Source organism: Streptomyces clavuligerus (genome assembly GCF_005519465.1).
Lineage (GTDB): Bacteria > Actinomycetota > Actinomycetes > Streptomycetales > Streptomycetaceae > Streptomyces > Streptomyces clavuligerus.
In genome coordinates this window covers 4,265,080-4,283,705 of the sequence record NZ_CP027858.1, presented here as the reverse complement: position 1 = coordinate 4,283,705, position 18,626 = coordinate 4,265,080, and the positions used below count along the sequence as shown (strand labels likewise).

The 18,626-nt window shown below is 73.2% G+C and carries 10 protein-coding genes; 7 read left to right on the top strand and 3 right to left on the bottom strand.

From position 1 onward, the window contains the following. Nucleotides 1-52: 52 nt before the first annotated feature. The 5 genes from CRV15_RS18035 (at nt 53) to CRV15_RS18015 (ending at nt 9,475) form a co-directional block, all read left to right on the top strand. On the top strand, nt 53-3,928 hold the full coding sequence (locus CRV15_RS18035; protein ID WP_009996337.1) for an FtsK/SpoIIIE domain-containing protein: 3,876 nt from the start codon (nt 53-55) through the stop codon (nt 3,926-3,928). A 426-nt stretch (nt 3,929-4,354) separates the two neighbouring features. After that, entirely contained in the window at nt 4,355-5,749 is a 1,395-nt protein-coding gene (locus CRV15_RS18030) for an ABC transporter substrate-binding protein (RefSeq protein WP_003958020.1), read from the top strand. A 3-nt stretch (nt 5,750-5,752) separates the two neighbouring features. Continuing rightward, nucleotides 5,753-7,162: a carbohydrate ABC transporter permease gene (locus CRV15_RS18025; protein WP_003960657.1), complete on the top strand. Its 1,410-nt coding sequence runs from the start codon at nt 5,753-5,755 to the stop codon at nt 7,160-7,162. Beyond that, nucleotides 7,159-8,178 (top strand): carbohydrate ABC transporter permease, encoded by a 1,020-nt coding sequence (locus CRV15_RS18020; RefSeq protein ID WP_003958022.1) that lies wholly within the window; start codon nt 7,159-7,161, stop codon nt 8,176-8,178. Before CRV15_RS18025 ends, CRV15_RS18020 begins: the two co-directional genes overlap by 4 nt. Nucleotides 8,179-8,257: 79 nt before the next feature. Then, nucleotides 8,258-9,475 (top strand): glycosyltransferase family 87 protein, encoded by a 1,218-nt coding sequence (locus tag CRV15_RS18015; RefSeq protein ID WP_003958023.1) that lies wholly within the window; start codon nt 8,258-8,260, stop codon nt 9,473-9,475. Between the two features lie 164 nt (nt 9,476-9,639). Here the strand turns inward: CRV15_RS18015 and CRV15_RS18010 are convergent, their stop codons facing one another. Continuing rightward, nucleotides 9,640-14,595 (bottom strand): NAD-glutamate dehydrogenase, encoded by a 4,956-nt coding sequence (locus CRV15_RS18010; RefSeq protein ID WP_003960658.1) that lies wholly within the window; start codon nt 14,593-14,595, stop codon nt 9,640-9,642. A gap of 582 nt (nt 14,596-15,177) precedes the next feature. Between CRV15_RS18010 and CRV15_RS18005 the strand changes: the two genes are divergently transcribed. Beyond that, a complete protein-coding gene (locus tag CRV15_RS18005; protein ID WP_003958026.1) occupies nt 15,178-15,735 on the top strand; it encodes a DJ-1/PfpI family protein in 558 nt (185 codons plus the stop codon). Nucleotides 15,736-15,848: 113 nt separating this feature from the next. Here the strand turns inward: CRV15_RS18005 and CRV15_RS18000 are convergent, their stop codons facing one another. Then, on the bottom strand, nt 15,849-16,547 hold the full coding sequence (locus tag CRV15_RS18000) for an HAD family hydrolase (protein ID WP_003960659.1): 699 nt from the start codon (nt 16,545-16,547) through the stop codon (nt 15,849-15,851). A gap of 153 nt (nt 16,548-16,700) precedes the next feature. Then, nucleotides 16,701-17,207, bottom strand: a complete 507-nt coding sequence (locus CRV15_RS17995; RefSeq protein ID WP_003960660.1) for a DUF6912 family protein — start codon at nt 17,205-17,207, stop codon at nt 16,701-16,703. A gap of 284 nt (nt 17,208-17,491) precedes the next feature. Between CRV15_RS17995 and CRV15_RS17990 the strand changes: the two genes are divergently transcribed. Next, entirely contained in the window at nt 17,492-17,971 is a 480-nt protein-coding gene (locus CRV15_RS17990) for an Rv3235 family protein (RefSeq protein ID WP_230864128.1), read from the top strand. Nucleotides 17,972-18,626 lie beyond the last annotated feature (655 nt).

Genomic DNA, 18,626 nt, shown 5'->3' with positions numbered 1-18,626 from the left:
TCCGATGCGGCACCCTGCCGGGCACCCCGCGCAGAAGGGATTGCTGACGGCGATGCAGATCCGGCTGACCGTTCTCGCGCCGCGCGGTGGGCAGTCCGCGGCGGCGGGGCCCGCGGGCGGCCCCGGCGCCGCCGCGGGAGCCCGCGCGTGCTCCGGTCCGCGCGCGTGCGATGTGCTGATCACGGCGCCCGCCGGGACCGCGCTCGCCGCTGTCGCCTCCCCGCTGGCGAGCGCCGTCGCCGGTCCCTCGGACACCTCCGGGACGCCGGTGCTGTACGCGGGCGATGAGCGGCTGGACCCCGACCGCCGGGTCCTGGGCGAGCCGCCGCTGGTGGACGGGGCGGTTCTCTCGCTCCACCTCCCCGGTGCCGCCGGTCCCCGGGACCCGGGCGCCTCACCGCAGCTCCATGTCGTCGGGGGACCCGACGCGGGCGGTGTGCATCTGCTGCACGGGGGACGGGTCAGCGTCGGCCGCTCCGCCGACGCGGATGTGCCGCTGGACGATCCGGACGTCTCCCGGCTCCACTGCGAGATCACCGTCGCCGAGGACGGGATCACGGTCGCGGACCTCGGCTCCACGAACGGCACCGCGCTCGGCGGACGGGCGGTGGGCGGGCGTCCGCTGCCGCTGCACCCGGGGGCACTGCTGCGGATCGGCGAGTCGACGCTGCGGATCGTGCCCGGGGACGCGATGCCACAGCCGCTGGTGACCGCGGCGGACGGCGAGGGTCATCTGCGGGTCCCGGCACGGGCCGTCACCGTCACCGCCGACGGCACCGGCCCCTCCCTGAGCATCCCGGGGGCCCGGCCCGAAACCGATGCCCCGGCCGCCCGTATCCCCCGCCCCGCCGGTCCCTCCGACCCGGTGACGGGCCCCGCGGGGCATGACCCGTACCGCTCCGGCGCGGGCGGTACGGGCACCCGCGCCCCGTACGACGGGACAGGCGGCGCGCCGGACGCCTACCGCGCCTCCGGCTCCACCGGCCCGCAGCCGACGGCCGCCTCCGGTACCTACCGTTCCGCTGTCCACCGTTCCGGCACCGCGGAGGACGGCCGGACCGCGGCGGGGACGGCGGGTAGCGGTGACACCCGCGGAGCGAGCGCGGCGGGCACGTACCGTCCGGGCACCGACGGCCCGCGCGCCGCCGGGGACGGCCGGACCACGGCGGGGACGGCGGGCCCCACCGACTCCCACGCCGCCGACACCTCGACCACCGGCGGCGCCCACAGCCCGCGTTCCCGCGGCACCGGGAACCACGGAACGGGCGACACCCGCGGAGCGACCGCGACGGGCACGTACCGCCCCGCCTCCCGGCACAGCGCCGCCGACGACAGCCCGCACACGGCGGCCACCGCCGACATCCGTGGCACCGCCGACGCGCGCGGAGCGACCGCGGCGGACACCCACCGTCCCGCCACCGCCGCGGACAACCGGGCCGCTGCGGGGACGGCGAGCCCCGCCCGCACCCCGGCCACCGGCGGAAACCGGAGCACCGGCACGGCGGCGACCGGCAGCGCGCACGGCGCGAACAGCCCGCGTCCCCATGGCACCGGCGACCAGGGCCGTACCCCGTACGGCGGAACCGGCGGCCCGCACACAGCGGCCACCGCCGACGCGTACCGCCCGGCGGGCCCCGGTGGCACGGAGGCCCCGGACACCTACAGCTCGGCGGACGCGGCGGCGGTGACCCACGGGGCGGGCGTGTCCGGGCCCTGGGAGGGCTCCGACAGCGAGGACGAGGACGGCTGGGGCGCCCGGGGGCGCAAGGGGCGGCGGCTCGGGATAGGGGCGTGGGCCCGGCGGCTGGCCGGAGGGCGCGCGGAGGCCGCCGCCGAGGCGGACACCGAGAGCTTCCCGGTGCCGGGCGCCCCGGCGGTCCCCGAGCGCTGGCCCGACCCCGCCGCCGTGCTGCTCACCGCGCTCGGCCCCGGTCCCCGGCTGTGGGAACGCGGACCGGGCCACCCCGACGCGCTGGTCCTGCGGCTCGGCACCGGCGACCGGGGCGGCCTGCCCGCGGAGCCGGTCACCGTCGCCCTGCGCGAGACCGGTTCGCTGGGGCTCGCCGGACCCCGGGCCCGGCTCGCCGGTCTGGCCCGGGCGGCCGTGGCCCAGCTCGCCGCGCTGCACGCACCGGCCGATCTGGAACTCGTCCTGATCAGCGCCGACCGGAACCGTTCCGTCCATGAGCGGAAGGCGGAGTGGTCCTGGCTGGGCTGGCTGCCGCATCTGCGCCCGGCGCGCGGACAGGGCTGCCGACTGCTGCTCGCGTACGACCGGGACCAGGCCGCGGCCCGGCTGGCGGAGCTGACCCGGCGGCTGGACGGCGGCCCCCTGGGGCCCGGCTGGCCGAGCGCGGACCGCGCCACCGTCGACGCCGAGGCCGCCCGTTACACCGGCGCCCGCACGGTGCTCGTCGTCGACGGCGACCCCGGCAGCGCCGATCTGCGCGAGGCGACCGCCCGGCTGACGGCGGCGGGACGGGCGGCCGGAATCCATCCGATCGTGCTGGCCGAGACCCCCGCCGCGTCCTCGGCCTCCCCGATGGCCGCCACCTACGAGACCGCGTGCGCGGCCTCGGTCGCCTTCCGCGAGTGCGGCGCGGTCGCCCTGCTCAGCGGAGATGTGGCGACGACGCTGCGGGTGCTGGAGACCCCGGGCGGCCTGCCCCCGGCCCCGGGTTCCGCCGCGACCGTGGACGCGGTGTCGGCGGCGTGGGCCGAACGCTTCGGGCGGGCGCTCGCCCCGCTGCGGGCCGAGGGCACCGCCGCCGAGCGGGCCACGGCACTCCCCCGTTCCGCGCGGCTCCTGGACGAGCTGGGGCTCTCCCGGGCCACCCCCGCGTCGCTGATGGCCCGCTGGGCACAGGCCGACGACACCTCCGGCACGCTGGTCCTGGGCGCGGGCCCGGACGGCCCGCTCGCCGTCGATCTCACGGCCGAGTGCGCGCATCTGCTGATCGAGGGCCCGCCCGGCAGCGGCCGTACGGAGCTGCTGCGTTCGGCCGCCGCCGCGCTGGCCGCCGGGGCCCGGCCCGACCGGCTGGGTCTGCTGCTCGTCGACGGCGTGGGCGGCGAACCCGGCGCGGGGCTCGGGGTCTGCACCGACCTGCCGCACGTCACCGAGCATCTGGTGGCCAGCGACCCGGTGCGGATGCGGCAGTTCGCGACCGCGCTCGGCGCCGAGCTGAAGCGCCGGGACGGGCTGCTGGGCGGCGCGTCCTTCGCCGACGGGGCGGCCCGGCGGCGGGTCGGCGACCGGGTGGTGGCCCAGCGTCCGCCCACCGCCGCCGAGCAGCCCGGCACGGGCCCCGGCGGAGACCTGGAGTCCCCGCCGAGCGGCACCCTGCGGCTGCGCCCGGGGGGCCGCCACCGCGCCGCGGCCGGGACGGCGGACCGGCCGCTGCCCCGGCTGGTGGTCCTCGTCGACAACCTGGACGCGCTGGTCACGCCCGCGCTCGGCAGCACCGGCCGCCCCGCGGCGGGTTCGGTCGTCCGCGCGCTGGAGGCCGTGGCCCGCGACGGCGAGCGGCTGGGTGTGCATCTGGTGGCCGCGACGGCGCCGGACGGGCGCACATCCGCCACCGAGCTGGCACGGGCGGCCCGGCTGCGGGTGGCACTGGACGACCCGCCCCCCGCGACGGGTGCGGAGGGTCCGGCTCCGGGCCGGGGCGCGCTACGGCGGCCGGACGGCCGGGTGACCCCGTTCCAGGGCGGCCGGGTGACGGGCCGTATCCCCCGGACGGCGACCCTGCGGCCCTCCGTGGTGCCGCTGGAGTGGGAGCGCATGGGCGACCCGCCCGCCCGGCGCCCCATACGCGAGCTGGGCAACGGGCCGACGGATCTGGCGCTGCTGGCCAGCGCGCTGGACCGGGCCGCGCATCTGGTGGACGCCGCCCCGGTGCCCCCGCTGGCCCCCGCCCACCCCTGACGGACCCGGTGCGGCACCCACCGCCGCACCGGGCACCCCGCACACCGCCCCGCACCGACCCGCCGCCGTACCGGGCCACCGTCACCCGTCACCGGTCACCCATCACCCGTCGACGTACCGCTGTCCGCTGTCCGCTGTCCGCTGTCCGCTGTCCGCTGTCCGCTGTCCGCTGTCCGCTGTCCGCTGTCCGCACGCGTCCCTGTCCACCGCTCTCCGCCGTCAAACCGTCGTGAACGAGCCATTTCCGCAAGGCGCTCGGGCACGTATCCGCCGCCGCGCCCCAGCCACTCCGCGCGGCGGTGGAGAGATCACCTCACAGAGGCATCACGAAGGTTCCCGGGAGGCGTGGGCGGTATTGCGGCCCCCGCGGCCGGGCGTCAACCTGTCGGCACGCAGGAGACAGCGCACGGAAGAGACGGGGCACAGATGCGCACAACTCTTCGTACACATACGGCGTGCGGGACGAAACCCGACGGCACGACGGCCAAGGCCGCGGTGGCCCTCGCCGCCGTCACCGCGCTCGCCCTCACCGGCTGCGGAGGCGGGGACGGCAAACCGGCCCCCCTGGACGACAAGAGCGGGGCCCCCACGGTCTCCACGGTGGAACTCCCCCGCATCGAAGGGGAGAAGCTCCAGGTCACAGCGGTCTGGAGCGGCCCCGAGCAGGAGAACTTCGACAAGGTGCTGACCGAGTTCGAGAAGCGGACCGGTGCCGAGGTCACCTTCGTCCCCGCCCAGGACCCGATCGTCAACTTCATCGGCACGAAGATCGCGGGCGGCGCCCCGCCGGATGTGGCCCTGCTCCCCCAGCCCGGCGCCATCCGGCAGGCCGTCGAACGGAAATGGGCCAAGCCGGTCGGCGAGGCCGCCAGGGCACAGCTCGCCAAGAACTACTCCCCGGGCTGGCAGCGGACCGGCCAGGTCGACGGCGAGCAGTACGGCGTCTACTACAAGGCCGCCAACAAGTCGCTGATCTGGTACAACACCGCGGTCTTCGAGAACGCGGGCGCGGCCGAGCCGAAGACCTGGAAGGACTTCATGGCCACCGCGCAGACCGTCTCGGCCTCCGGTGTCCCGCCCGTCTCGGTCGCCGGGGCGGACGGCTGGACGCTCACCGACTGGTTCGAGAACGTCTATCTCTCCCAGGCGGGCCCGGAGAAGTACGACCGGCTGGCCCGGCACGAGATCCCGTGGACGGACCCCTCCGTGGCCGGGGCGCTGACCACGCTCGCCGAGCTGTTCGGCAAGCCGGAGCTGATCGCGGGCGGCGCGGACGGGGCGCTCCAGACCGAGTTCCCGGCGTCCGTCACCCAGACCTTCAGCGGCGGGGACCAGCCCAAGGGCGCCATGGTGTTCGAGGGTGACTTCGTCTCGGTGAACATCGGCCAGACCGACGCGGAGATCGGCACGGACGCCAAGGTGTTCCCCTTCCCCTCGGTGGGCGCCAAGCCGCCGGTGGTGACCGGCGGGGACGCGGCCGTCGCGCTGAAGGACGGCAAGGGCGCCCAGGCGCTGCTGACCTTCCTCGCCTCGCCCGACGCGGCGGCGATCCAGGCGGCCGAGGGCGGCTTCCTCTCCCCGAACAAGGCGCTGGACCTCGCCACCTACCCCAATGACGTGCTGCGTTCCATCGCGAAGGCGCTGATCGACGCGGGCGACGAGTTCCGGTTCGACATGTCGGACCAGATGCCGCAGTCATTCGGCGGCACCCCGGGGGCCGGTTTCTGGAAGACCCTCCAGGACTTCCTCAAGAACCCCGGGGATGTGGCCGGAACCCAGCGGAAGCTGGAGTCGGCCGCCGCCAAGGCGTACAAGAGCTGACGGATGGGGACCGCGACAGACGGGGCGGGCCCGGCCCGCCCGGGTCCCGGCACCGCCGGACCCCAGACGGAACACAAGAGCGCGCACGACCGCGGCACCGGCGGGGGCGGAGCGGGGCGACAGGGGCGCACGGCCATCGGCCGCGGGCTCGTCGCGGCCGGTTTCCTGCTCCCCGCGCTGGTGCTGCTGGGCGCGCTCGTGGTCTACCCGATCGGGTACTCGGTCCAGCGCTCGTTCTTCGACCGGTCCGGCGAGGGTTTCGCGGGCCTGGACAACTATGTCGAGATCTTCACCGACGACAGCATCTTCACCGCCGTGCGGAACAACGCGATCTGGGTGCTGGTCGCCCCCGTCGTCGCGACCGCGCTCGGTCTGATCTTCGCGGTACTGACGGAACGGGTCCGCTGGGGCACCGCGTTCAAGCTGATCGTCTTCATGCCCATGGCGATCTCGATGCTCGCCGCCGGGATCATCTTCCGGCTGGTGTACGAGCAGGACCCGGAGCGCGGTGTCGCGAACGCGGTCTGGGTCGGTGTCCATGACACCTTCGCCGAGTCCTCCGTCTTCCCCCGGGCCCATCCGCTGCCCGCGCATCCGCTGAAGGAGGGCGGGGGCGGCTCCTTCGTCACCGAGGAACCGGTCCGCGCGGGCCGCCCCGTTCTGCTGCCGCTGGTCGGGGTCGCGCCGGGGACGATGCCGTCGGACGCCGGGGCGGCCCGGCGGGCGGCACCTGAGACCGGCCGGATCACCGGCACCGCCTGGCTGGACTTCACCCGGGGCGGGGGCGGCACCGTCAACGCCGTCGATCCCCGGGAGCTGGGACTCAAGGGGCTGACGGTGGAGGCGGTGAAGGACGGCAGGGTCGTCGCCGAGACCCGGGCGGCGGCCGACGGGACCTTCTCGCTGCCCGCGGCGGCCGACGGGGCGCTGCTGCGGCTGCCCGCCGACAACTTCCGTGAGCAGTACAACGGGGTCGACTGGCTCGGCCCGGCGCTGGTGACCCCGGCGATCATCGGCAGCTATGTCTGGATGTGGGCGGGTTTCGCGATGGTGCTGATCGCCGCGGGGCTCGCGAGCGTTCCCCGGGAGCTGCTGGAGGCGGCCCGGATGGACGGGGCGAACGAGTGGCAGGTCTTCCGCCGGGTGACGGTGCCGCTGCTGGCGCCGGTCCTGGCGGTGGTCCTGGTCACCCTGATGATCAATGTGCTGAAGATCTTCGACCTCGTCTACATCATCGCCCCCGGCTCGGCGCAGGACGACGCCAACGTGCTGGCGCTCCAGCTCTACCGCTCGTCGTTCGGCACGGACGCGCACCTCGGGGTGGGGAGCGCGATCGCGGTGCTGCTGCTGTTGCTGGTGGTCCCGGTGATGTTCTTCAACATCCGGCGTATGCGAAGGGAGAGCCGCCGATGACACCGCGACCGCGGCAGACGCCGAGGCCCGGAGCACCGGATCCCGAAGCGTCGAAGACCGGGGCAGCAAAAACCGGAGCACCGCAGACCGGAGCACCGGAAACCGGAGCACCGGAAAGCGGGGCACCGCGGACCGGGGCGGCGAAGCCCGGGGCGGCGAAGGCGCGGCAGTCCCTCCCCGCACGGATCGCGGCCCGCGCCGGAGGCGGCGCGCTGCGGGTATTCCTGGTGCTGGTGGGGCTGTTCTGGCTGATGCCGACGTTCGGGCTGCTGATCTCCTCCCTGCGGAAGCCCGCCGACATCGCGGAGAGCGGCTGGTGGCGGGTGTTCTCCGAACCGGCCCGGCTGACCGGGGAGAACTACGAACGGCTGCTGGAGAACGAGGCCGTCACGGACTCCCTGTGGGCCAGTGTGGCGATCACCGTCCCGGCCACGGTCCTGGTCGTGGTGATCGGCGCTCTCGCCGGCTACGCCTTCGCCTGGCTGGACTTCCCCGGCCGGGACTGGTGGTTCATGCTGGTCGTCGGGCTGCTGGTGGTGCCCGTCCAGGTGGCCCTGGTCCCCGTCTCCCGACTCTTCGGCGAGATCGGGCTCTTCGAGACCACCCTCGGGGTGATCCTCTTCCATGTCGCCTTCGGACTGCCGTTCGCGATCTTCCTGCTGCGGAACTTCTTCGCCGAGATCCCCCGGGAGCTGCTGGAGGCGGCCCGGCTGGACGGCGCGGGCGAGATCCGGCTCTTCACCCGGGTGGTCATGCCGCTGGGCGGCCCGGCCATCGCCTCGCTGGGGATCTTCCAGTTCCTGTGGGTCTGGAACGACATGCTGGTCGCCCTGATCTTCGCGGACTCGGAGAGTTCCCCGATCACCGTGGCGCTCCAGCGGCAGGTGCGGCAGTTCGGAAACAACATCGACATCCTGGCCCCGGGGGCCTTTGTCTCGATGGTGATTCCGCTCGCGGTGTTCTTCGCCTTCCAGAAGCAGTTCGTGTCGGGGGTGATGGCGGGAGCGGTGAAGTAGCGGCAGCGCGGGGCGGTCATGATGACGCCGGACGATCAATCACCGGCAAAGCGTCTATCTCGGGCTAAAGTACCCGCCGATGACGACCCCTCGGACCGCCTCGCAGCCCCCCGCCCCCCATCTGCCGCCCGCGCTCTCCCCCGGCGCCGCCGCGCTGCGGCAGAGCGTGCCCATCGCCACCGTCTGGGCCGTGACCCGGCTGGGGATGCTCGTCCTGCTGCTGATCGACCGCCTCGGGGACTCGGGGGTCTCGGGCGAGGTCCACCGCCTCTACCGGGGCTGGTACGGACAGCTCGCCCACGGCGCCTTCCCCCTGGGGGACGCCACCTGGCAGTACCCGCCCGGCGCGGCCGTCGTCTTCCTCTCCCCTGCGGCCCTGCCCTGGCTCACCTACTTCCAGGCGTTCGTCGCCCTGGTCCTGCTCGCCGACGCGACCGTCACCCTGGTCCTCACCCGCGCCGGCCGCCAGGGAGCGTGGCTCTGGGTGTGCGGGCTGCCGCTGCTGCTGAACCTGCCGCTCGCCCGCTACGACGTCCCCGTCACCGCGATCGCCGTCGTCTCCCTGCTCGCCATGGCCTCCCGGCCGCATCTGAGCGGAGCGCTCGCCGGGATCGGCGCGATGATCAAGGTGTGGCCGCTGCTGACCGTGATCGGCTCACCGCCCGGACGGCGCACCCTCACCGTCTGGGGCTCTGCCGCCGCGTCCGCCGGAATTCTGCTCGGAGTCCTGCTCATGGGCTTCAGCCACCCCCTGGACTTTCTGCGGCAGCAGAGCGAACGCGGGGTGCAGATCGAGTCACTGGGCGGAACGGCGCTGCTGCTCGCCCGGGCGTGGGGCTGGTCGGGCGACACCGTCTTCCAGTACGGCGCCTACGAGTTCACCGGCCCCTATGTCTCCGGCGTCGTCCGGCTGTCGCTCGCGCTCAGCCTGGGCGCGCTCTGCTGGCTGGTGCTCTGGCGGGTCGGCGCCCGCCGCTGGAACCCGGCCGTCCCCTATGACGCCGCGTTCACCGCCGTCCTGCTCTTCACCGTCACCAGCCGGGTGATCAGCCCGCAGTATCTGATCTGGCTGCTGGGTCTCGCGGCGGTCTGCCTCACCTCCCGGCACACGGCGCTGCGCCCGGTGTGCCTGCTGATGGTGCCCGCCGCTGCCCTCAGCGCGCTGGTCTTCCCCCTGCTGTACGACGAGGTCGTCAGCGGGTCCGTACTCGGCTGTGTGCTGATGGTGCTGCGGAACGGGCTGCTGCTCGCCGCGGCCCTGCTCGCCTGCCGCAGACTGTGGACGGCGACCTCCTGACCGGTGGCGTACGACGGGGGAGGCGCCCAGCGGGCGACGGCGCGGCCGCCACGGGGCGAGCGCCCGCGGAAGACGGAAAACGGGGCGCCCGCCACCCCGGAGGGTGACGGGCGCTCCTACCCGGTCCTTGGTCGGGGACGGGTGTCAGGGGGCCGCGGCGCGGTTCAGCTGTGCGTCCGCAGCAGTTGCCGCATCGTCCGCATCGCGACCGACAGGTTCGCCAGGTCGAAGGTGTCCGAGCCCTGGATCTCCTCCAGCGTCGCCCGCGCACGGCCCAGGATGGAGGCGTTCTCCTTCTCCCAGGCGGTGAAGCGCTCCTCCGGCGTGGACGTCCCGTTGCCGACCGAGAGGACGTCCGCCGTCAGCATCGCGTGCGCCGCGTACAGGTCCTCCCGGATGGAGGCACGGGCCATCGACTGCCAGCGGTCCGCCCTCGGCAGCTCGATGATCCGGTCCATCAGCTGGGTGATCCCGAGCCGGTCGGCGAGGGCGTAGTAGACCTCGGCCACCGCCAGGGGCTCCTTCTTCGTCCGGTCGGCGATCGCGACGATGTCGAGCGTCGGGAAGGCGGAGGAGAACCCGGCCACCCGGACGGCCAGCTCCTCCGGGACGCCCACGGCGGTCAGCTCCCGGTACAGGGACTCGTACCACTCCCGGTCCGCGCCGCGCAGCATCTTCGGGAGCCGGCTCCAGACCTGCTCCACCCGCTCGGCGAAGAACTCGACGGTCTCGGCCAGCTCCAGCGGCTGCGGCCGGTTGCCGAGCAGCCAGCGCGTACCGCGCTCGACCAGCCGCCGGGAGTGCAGCCGCATCCGGGTCTGGACCTCGGCCGAGACCTGGTTGTCCAGCGCCTCGACCGCGTCCCACACCGCGCCCAGGTCGAAGATCGCCCGGGCTGCGGTCTGTGCCCGTACGACCTCCTCGATCGAGGCTCCGGTCTCCTCCCGCAGCCGGTGCAGGAAGGTGGAGCCACCGGTGTTGACGGTGTCGTTGACCAGGACGGTCGTGATGATCTCGCGGCGCAGCGCGTGGTGGTCGACGGCCTCCGGGTACCGCTCCAGGAGCGGCTTCGGGAAGTACGCGTGGAGCAGCCGCAGCAGATACGGATCGTCCGGCAGGCTGGTGCCGATCAGCTCGTCCGCCACCGTGATCTTGGTGTACGCGAGCAGTACGGCCAGCTCGGGCTGGCTCAGGCCCCTGCCGTTGTTGAGCAGGTCCCGGATCTGCCGGTCGGTGGGCAGGAACTCCAGGGAGCGGTCCAGCGCCCCGTCGCGGACCAGCTTGCGCAGATAGCGCTGGTGGGCGTGGACGAGGGAGGTGGACTGGCTGACGGCGTTGGCCAGGGCGACGTTCTGCGCGTAGTTGTTGCGCAGCACCAGCGCGCCGACCTCGTCGGTCATCTGCGCCAGCAGGATATTGCGCTGCTTGAGGGTGAGGTCGCCCTCGGTGACCAGCGCGTTCAGCAGGATCTTGATGTTGACCTCGTGGTCGGATGTGTCCACACCGGCGCTGTTGTCGATCGCGTCGGTGTTGACCTTGCCGCCGTTGCGGTCGAACTCGATCCGGCCGAGCTGGGTCAGCCCCAGGTTGCCGCCCTCGCCGACGACCTTGACCCGCAGTTCGTCGCCGTTGACCCGGATGGGGTCGTTGGCCTTGTCGCCGACGTCCGCGTTGGACTCGGACGACGCCTTGACATACGTCCCGATGCCGCCGTTCCACAGCAGGTCGACGGGGGCCTTGAGGATCGCCCGCATCAGCTCGGCGGGGGTCATCTTGGTGATCCCGGCCTCGATCCCGAGCGCGGCCCGCACCTGCGCGTTGACGGGGATCGACTTGGCGGTACGGGGGTGGATGCCGCCGCCCGCGGACAGCAGTTCCTTGTTGTAGTCGGCCCAGCTCGAACGGGGCAGCTCGAAGAGCCGGCGGCGCTCGGCGTACGAGGTGGCCGCGTCCGGGGCGGGGTCGATGAAGATGTGCCGGTGGTCGAAGGCGGCGACCAGCCGGATGTGCTCGCTGAGCAGCATGCCGTTGCCGAAGACGTCGCCGGACATGTCGCCCACGCCGACGACGGTGAAGTCCTGGGTCTGGGTGTCGTGGCCCAGCTCGCGGAAGTGGCGCTCCACGGACTCCCAGGCGCCGCGGGCGGTGATGCCCATGCCCTTGTGGTCGTATCCGGCGGAGCCGCCGGAGGCGAAGGCGTCGCCGAGCCAGAAGCCGTAGGCGAGGGCGACCTCGTTGGCGATGTCGGAGAAGGACGCGGTGCCCTTGTCGGCGGCGACGACGAGATAGGTGTCGTCACCGTCGTGGCGTACGACGTCCGCCGGGGGCACCACCTCGCCGCCGACCATGTTGTCGGTGATGTCGAGCAGGGCGGAGATGAAGGTGCGGTAGCAGGCGATGCCCTCGGCGAGCCAGGCGTCACGGTCCACGGAGGGGTCCGGGAGCTGCTTGGCGACGAAGCCGCCCTTGGCGCCGACCGGCACGATCACCGTGTTCTTGACCATCTGCGCCTTGACCAGGCCGAGGATCTCCGTACGGAAGTCCTCGCGCCGGTCGGACCAGCGCAGACCGCCGCGCGCGACCTTGCCGAAGCGCAGATGCACGCCCTCGACCCGGGGGGAGTACACCCAGATCTCGTAGGCGGGGCGGGGCGCGGGCAGATCGGGGATCGCCTGCGGGTCGAACTTCATCGACACATAGCCGTGGCGGCCGTCCACCCCGTCACCCGTGGTGCCCTGGAAGAAGTTGGTCCGCAGAGTGGCCTTGATGACGGTGAGGAAGGAGCGCAGGATGCGGTCCTCGTCGAGACTGGCGACCTGGTCGAGCGCCCCGTCCAGCTCTTCGAGGAGCCCGTCCGTCAGCTCGGTGCCCGCACGCTGCCGCTCGGGCGCCATCCGGGCCTCGAAGAGGGAGACCAGCAGCCGGGTGGTGTGGACATTCGTCCGGAGTGTGTCCTCCATATAGTCCTGGCTGAACGGGGAACCGGCCTGCCGCAGATACTTGGCATAGGCGCGCAGCACCATCGCCTGCCGCCAGTTCAGGCCCGCTCCGAGCACCAGGGAGTTGAAGCCGTCGTTCTCGGCGGCACCGGTCCACACGGCCGCGAACGCGTCCTGGAACCGCTCCCGGGCGTCGTCGCCCAGGTACTCCCCGTTGCCGGAGCCGACCGGCATGCGCAGACCGAAGTCGTAGATCCAGGCCAGGGAGCGGTCGGCGCCGCGCAGCTCGTACGGGCGCTCGTCGACGACCTCGCAGCCCAGCCGCTGGAGCACCGGCAGCACCGCGGAGAGGGAGACCTGCTCGCCGGTGCGGTAGATCTTGAAGCGGCGCTCGCCGGGGCCCGCGCCGACGGGCTCGTAGAGGGAGAGCGCGAAGTCCCGGCCGGAGCCGGCGAGCGCCTCGATGTGGACCAGGTCGGCGACGGCGGCCCGCGGGGTGTGGTCGGCCTTGTACCCCTCGGGGAACGCGGCGCCGTAGCGGCGCAGCAGCTCCGCGGCGCGCTCCTCGCCCAGCTCGGCGTTGAGCGCGTCGGAGAAGCCGTCGGCCCAGGAGCGGGCGGCCTCGACCAGACGGGCCTCGATGCGCTCGGTGTCCGCGTCGGTGAGGTGCGGCAGCTCGGTGCCCGAGGGCACCCGGACGACGAAGTGAATCCTGGAGAGAATCGATTCCGTGTTCCACGCGGTGAAGTCGACGCTGGTGCCGCCCAGCTCCTCCTTGAGGATGTCGATCAGCCGCAGCCGCACCCCGGTGGTGTAGCGGTCGCGCGGCAGATAGACGAGGGCGGAGTAGTAGCGGCCGTACTCGTCCTGGCGCAGATAGAGCCGCAGCCGGCGCCGCTCCTGGAGGTAGAGCACGCTGGTGACGATGGAGCGGAGCTGGTCGACCGGGGTCTGGAACAGCTCGTCGCGCGGGTAGGTCTCCAGGATCTGGAGGAGGTCGCGGCCGTCGTGGCTGTTGGGCGAGAAGCCCGCGCCGTCCAGCACCTCCGCGACCTTGCGGCGGATCACGGGGACCCGGCGCACCGACTCGGTGTAGGCGGCCGAGGAGAAGAGGCCGAGGAAGCGGCGCTCGCCGATGACATTGCCGTCGGCGTCGAACTTCTTCACCCCGACGTAGTCGAGATAGCTGGGCCGGTGGACGGTGGCCCGGCTGTTCGCCTTGGTGAGAACGAGCAGCCGGTGCTCGCGGGCCTTGGCCCGGGCGTCCGCGGGGAGCCTGCTGAAGGAGGGGCTGACCGGGTGGTCCTCGTCCTCGCTGTGCAGCGGGTCGGAGCGGAGGATGCCGAGGCCGGTGCCGGGGACGGCCGCCAGGGCGTCGGACCCGGTCAGCTCGTACTCGCGGTAGCCGAGGAAGGTGAAGTGATCGGCGGCGAGCCAGCGCAGCAGCTCACGGGCCTCCTCGACCTCCTGGTCGGCCAGGTCGGAGGCGACGGGCTCCCGGGGCAGCTCCTCGGCGATGCGCAGCGCGGCCTCGCGCATCTTCTCCCAGTCCTCGACGGCCTCGCGCACATCGGACAGGACGCGCAGCAGATCGGCGGTGATCTGCTTGAGGTCGGCGCGGTCGGTCTCGCGGTCGATCTCGACGTGGATCCAGGACTCGACGAGCGCGTCGTGCGGGAGGGCGGAGCTCTTGACCGGGGTGTGCCGGTCGGTGTGCAGGACCTCGATCAGCTTGCCGGTCACATCGCGGCGGACGGTGACCTGCGGGTGGATCACGACATGGATGCCGCGGCCCTGCCGGGACAGCTCATTGGTGACGGAGTCCACGAGGAAGGGCATGTCGTCGGTGACGACCTCGACCACGGAGTGGCTGCACGTCCAGCCGTTCTCCTCGACGGTCGGCGTGTGGACCCGCACATTGGCCGTGCCCTGCGGCCGGTTCTCCGCCAGCCGGTAGTGCGAGTACGCCGCGCCGTAGATGTCGACGGGGTCGCGGTCGGTCAGGTCCTCGGGGGCGGTGTGCAGGTAGTACCGCTGGAGGTAGCCGAGCAGGGTGTCCTGGTCAGGACGCCGCCCGGACTCGGACCCCGTGGGAAGGTGCCCACCGCCCGGACTGTTCTCGGCTACACGGGCCGCCCGTGCGAGCAGCTCGGCCTTGGCTTCGTCCAGCTTGGTCTGCATGTCCTCTGGCTCCTGTCGCGCGCCGTTGCGTGACGTAGGGGGAAGATGCGACGCGACGCCACGGCTCGGGATATCCGGTCGGGGTCGACGTTATGCCGCGATGAGAGTCGCGCGGGCCGCGTCCGGGAGAGACCGGGGACGGGACCGGCGCAGGGGGAACAGCGATCGCCCGGCCGCTGTGGCGCTCCGGGCGCAGGCCGGGGGCTTCGCTGCCCCCTCGGCATATCGCGCTGATCACGGCTCCAGGCTATCGCCCCGCCCCGGGGGACCGTCATGAGCCTTATGTGTACAAAACCAGGGTGCGAAGTTTGACAGTCTGCACAGCGACATAGGCCCTCTTGGCAAACAGATCCGTACGGGGCAGGTTGGGGCGGTGTCGGCACCCGGCCGTCACGGCGCCCATGCGCCTCCTGCCGTATCCGGTGGCCTCCCGCCGTTTCCGGCGGCGGCGCACCCGCCCCTCTCCAGTCTCCCTCCAGCACGGCCCTGCCCGCCCCCCGGATCACACCCATTCCTTTTCCGCCGTCGTTCAGGTTATTTCCGGCCCTTCTCCGGGCCCTCTTCCTCCGTACGGGAGCAGCCATGACAGCCAAGGTCCTGATCGTCACCGGTGACGCCGCCGAGTCCCTCGAAGTCCTCTACCCGTACCAGCGGCTCCTGGAGGAGGGGTACGAGGTCCACATCGCCGCGCCCACGCGCAAGAAGCTCCAGTTCGTGGTGCACGACTTCGAGCCCGGTTTCGACACGTACACCGAGAAGCCCGGCTACACCTGGCCCGCCGACCTGGCCTTCTCCGAGGTCGATCCGGGGCAGTACACGGCGCTGGTCATCCCGGGCGGACGGGCCCCCGAGTACCTGCGCAACGACCCCGAGCTGCGCAAGATCATGAAGGCGTTCTTCGACGCGGACAAGCCGGTGGCCCAGATCTGCCACGGCCCGCTGCTGACGGCGGCGATCGGCTCCCTGGAGGGGCGCCGGGTGACCGCCTATCCGGCCCTGGAGCTGGACATGCAGGCGGCGGGCGCGACCTTCCAGGACAGTGAGGCCGTCGTGGACGGGGCCCTGGTCTCCTCCCGCGCCTGGCCGGACCACCCGGGCTGGATGCGGGAGTTCCTGAAGGTCCTGCGCGCGAAGGGCTGACACCTCCCCCGCTTCCCCGGCGCCGGTGCGTGAGGCGCCGGGGTGAGATGGGCCGTGGCGCGGTGGCGCCGTGGCGATGCCCGGTGACCGGTGGCCGGTGGCCGGTGACCGGCTCAGGCCACCAGACGTATCGCCTCCTCGACCGCCTCCCGCAGGGTGTCCACGACGGGCACCCCGGCCGCCCCCAGACTCTCCCTGCTGTGCGAGCCGCCCGTGTACAGCACGGCCCTGGCGCCGACGTGGGCCGCCGCGAGCGCGTCGTCCACCGCGTCCCCGATGACCACCGTGCGCTCCGGGGAGACCGTCCCGGGCAGGGCGGCGAGGTGCCGCTCCATGGAGAGTGCCTTCGAGCCTCCGGACGGCCCCGTCCGCCCCTCGACGCGGAGGAAGTGGCCCTCGATGCCGTAGCCCCGGACGAGCGGTATCAGCTCGTCGTGCACATACATACTCAGAAGTGACTGGCTGTGACCGGCCTGACGCCACTCCTTGAGCACCCGCTCGGCGCCCTCGGTGAGGCCGCAGGCCACCCGGCGCTCGCTGTAGTGACGGTGGAAGACCACGTCCATGGTCTCCCACTCCTCGTCCGTCGGCAGCCGGCCGAGCAGCCGCTCGTAGAACTTGGGGATCGGCACCGTGTAGAGCGCGCGATACCGCTCCAGGGTGATCGGCTCCAGCCCTATCTCGGCGAACGCGGCGTTGGTGGCCCCGATGACCGCCGTCACGTCGTCGAGCAGCGTGCCGTTCCAGTCCCAGATCAGATGCAGACCGTCGCCGGTGGTGGGACTCTCCACGGCCCCCAGATGATTCCCCATGCCGAAAACCGTACTCGCCGGGTCTGACAACGGGGTCCCGGGCCACGGCGAAAGGTCCCCCAGGCGTCCCCCGACGAACCCCGCGAGGAGCGTTCCCGCAGCTCAGCGGTTACTGCGGCGGAACGGTTGCTGCGGCGGAGCGGTTCCGGCGGCTCAGCGCAGGATGCCCGGGATCTCCTGGATGCCGAACCACAGCAGCTCGTGGTCCTCCGCGCCGTCCACCGTGAACTGCGCGTCGTTGTCGCCCTGGTCCGCCGCGCCCAGCGCGTCGGCGGCGGCGGACACGTCGGCCACGGCGTCGGCCGCGTCCACGTGCACCGCGGCGGCCTTGGCCAGCGGGACGGCGGCGGCGATCCGCACCTCGCCGAGCGAGGTGGCGTCGAGCGCCCGGTCGGGATCGGCCGACGCGTCCTGGTCACGGATGTCGACCGCGACGACCACCCGTCTGCGGGCCTCGCCGGGAGCACCGGCGATCATCCGCAGGGAGGCGGCGGCTGCCCGGCTGAGCGCCGCGTACTCCAGCTCCTCCAGGTCGTCGGAGACGTACCACTCCCGCAGTCCCGGGGTCACCCCGTACGCCGTCACCGGGCCGGGTCCCAGCTCGCCCTTGGTGTGCGCCTCCGCGAGAGCGGAGAGGGTCAGAGGGACGTAGACACGCATGGCTCAGCCGCTTTCGTCGTCGGAAAACGTCCCCAGGATACGTCCGGGGTTCCCTCTTTCGGGCTGCTCGTCCCGGCCCCCAGGGGGTCCGTCACCCACCGTCACCGGTGCGCCGACACCCCCTCTGGGCTGCACCCTTCACCCCAACGGGTGAATTTTCCGATGAGCGTGTCGGGCGCGGCGAGGCTGTTGCGGTCGCGGCCCCGGCGCCGTAGAAGATCCCCCACCAGAAGTTACCGCCCGGTAGGAACTCCTGCCGGGCCCGGCGGATCGGGGGATGCCGCATGGACAGGACAGGCAGGACAGGCAGGACGGAGGGAACGGGCCGGGCGGGCGGGACCGCCAGGACACGGCCCGCGGGGCGGCGCGACCAGCGGCGACCCGGCAGCGTGGCCGCATCGGCCGTGGCACGGGCCCGGCGGCAACGGCCGCACTACTGGTTCGCCGACCGGCTGCTCGCCGTGCTCAGCGGCCAGCGGCCGGTGCACTGGATGCTCGGCCACACCGTCGGCGACGCCTATGAGCAGTTGGTGCGGCTGGCCCCGGGGGCGCCGCTGCGACCGGCGGACCGGGTGACCCCGGTGGTCCGGGAGTGCGGGGAATACCAGCCCGGGCCGGGGGTGATCGAGGCGTTCGCCCGCATCCGCTCCGGCGAACGGGTCAGCGCGATGGCCTTCCGGCTGGAACGCGGCCCGGACCAGCGCTGGCGCTGCTCAGCCGTGGAACTCGGCGGCGAACGCGCCGCCCCGGCCCCGACGGCCTGACCGCGAGGCTGGACGGGGCCGGTACCCACCGGGCCCGAAGCGGGCCCCGACGGCCCCCGGAGGTCTCGTGGCGCACGGGGGATCGCCCGCCGAACCCCGCCCGAACCCCGGCGGCCCCAGAAGGGCCCTGTGGCCCCGTGAGCCGCCCTGACGGCCCCACCGAGCCGGGACAGGGCGGAACGGGCGCCCAGCACGGCGCTGACGGGCCTCCTGCCCCGGCCCGGCACCCCCTGCCTCTGCCCCTGCCCCGACCCGCCGCCACGGACACGGACGAACGGCTGAGGATGGCCGCCGAGGACGACGGCGGCGGGCAGACCACGACGGGACCGGCGGACCCGGCGGGATCGACGCGGGATCGACACGGGACCGACGCGGGCCATGAGGGACCGGGGAACCCTCCGGGCACCAGGACCTGACACGCGAGCAGGGGCGGGGACAGTGCGGGCAGCACAGCCCCCGTCCGGGCTGCGTCCCTGGCTCCGGCCAGGGGCGCAGCCCGTGGCAGGACACACCCGGGACCGGACCGGGGGACCCACAGCCCCGGGCGGGGCAGGGCCGAGGCGCGGTGTCACACAGACGGGTCGGTACGCATCGGCCGGGGCGGGACCGGCACGGTCCGGAAGCAGGAAGGAGCCGGAAACCACTCGAAGAGCAG

Coding starts and splice junctions, on each gene's coding strand:
- CRV15_RS18000 (WP_003960659.1), bottom strand. CDS start 16,547: ATGGGGAATCATCTGGGGGCCGTGGAGAGTCCCACCACCGGCGACGGT.
- CRV15_RS17995 (WP_003960660.1), bottom strand. CDS start 17,207: ATGCGTGTCTACGTCCCTCTGACCCTCTCCGCTCTCGCGGAGGCGCAC.
- CRV15_RS18025 (WP_003960657.1), top strand. CDS start 5,753: ATGGGGACCGCGACAGACGGGGCGGGCCCGGCCCGCCCGGGTCCCGGC.
- CRV15_RS18035 (WP_009996337.1), top strand. CDS start 53: ATGCAGATCCGGCTGACCGTTCTCGCGCCGCGCGGTGGGCAGTCCGCG.
- CRV15_RS17990 (WP_230864128.1), top strand. CDS start 17,492: ATGGACAGGACAGGCAGGACAGGCAGGACGGAGGGAACGGGCCGGGCG.
- CRV15_RS18020 (WP_003958022.1), top strand. CDS start 7,159: ATGACACCGCGACCGCGGCAGACGCCGAGGCCCGGAGCACCGGATCCC.
- CRV15_RS18015 (WP_003958023.1), top strand. CDS start 8,258: ATGACGACCCCTCGGACCGCCTCGCAGCCCCCCGCCCCCCATCTGCCG.
- CRV15_RS18010 (WP_003960658.1), bottom strand. CDS start 14,595: ATGCAGACCAAGCTGGACGAAGCCAAGGCCGAGCTGCTCGCACGGGCG.
- CRV15_RS18030 (WP_003958020.1), top strand. CDS start 4,355: ATGCGCACAACTCTTCGTACACATACGGCGTGCGGGACGAAACCCGAC.
- CRV15_RS18005 (WP_003958026.1), top strand. CDS start 15,178: ATGACAGCCAAGGTCCTGATCGTCACCGGTGACGCCGCCGAGTCCCTC.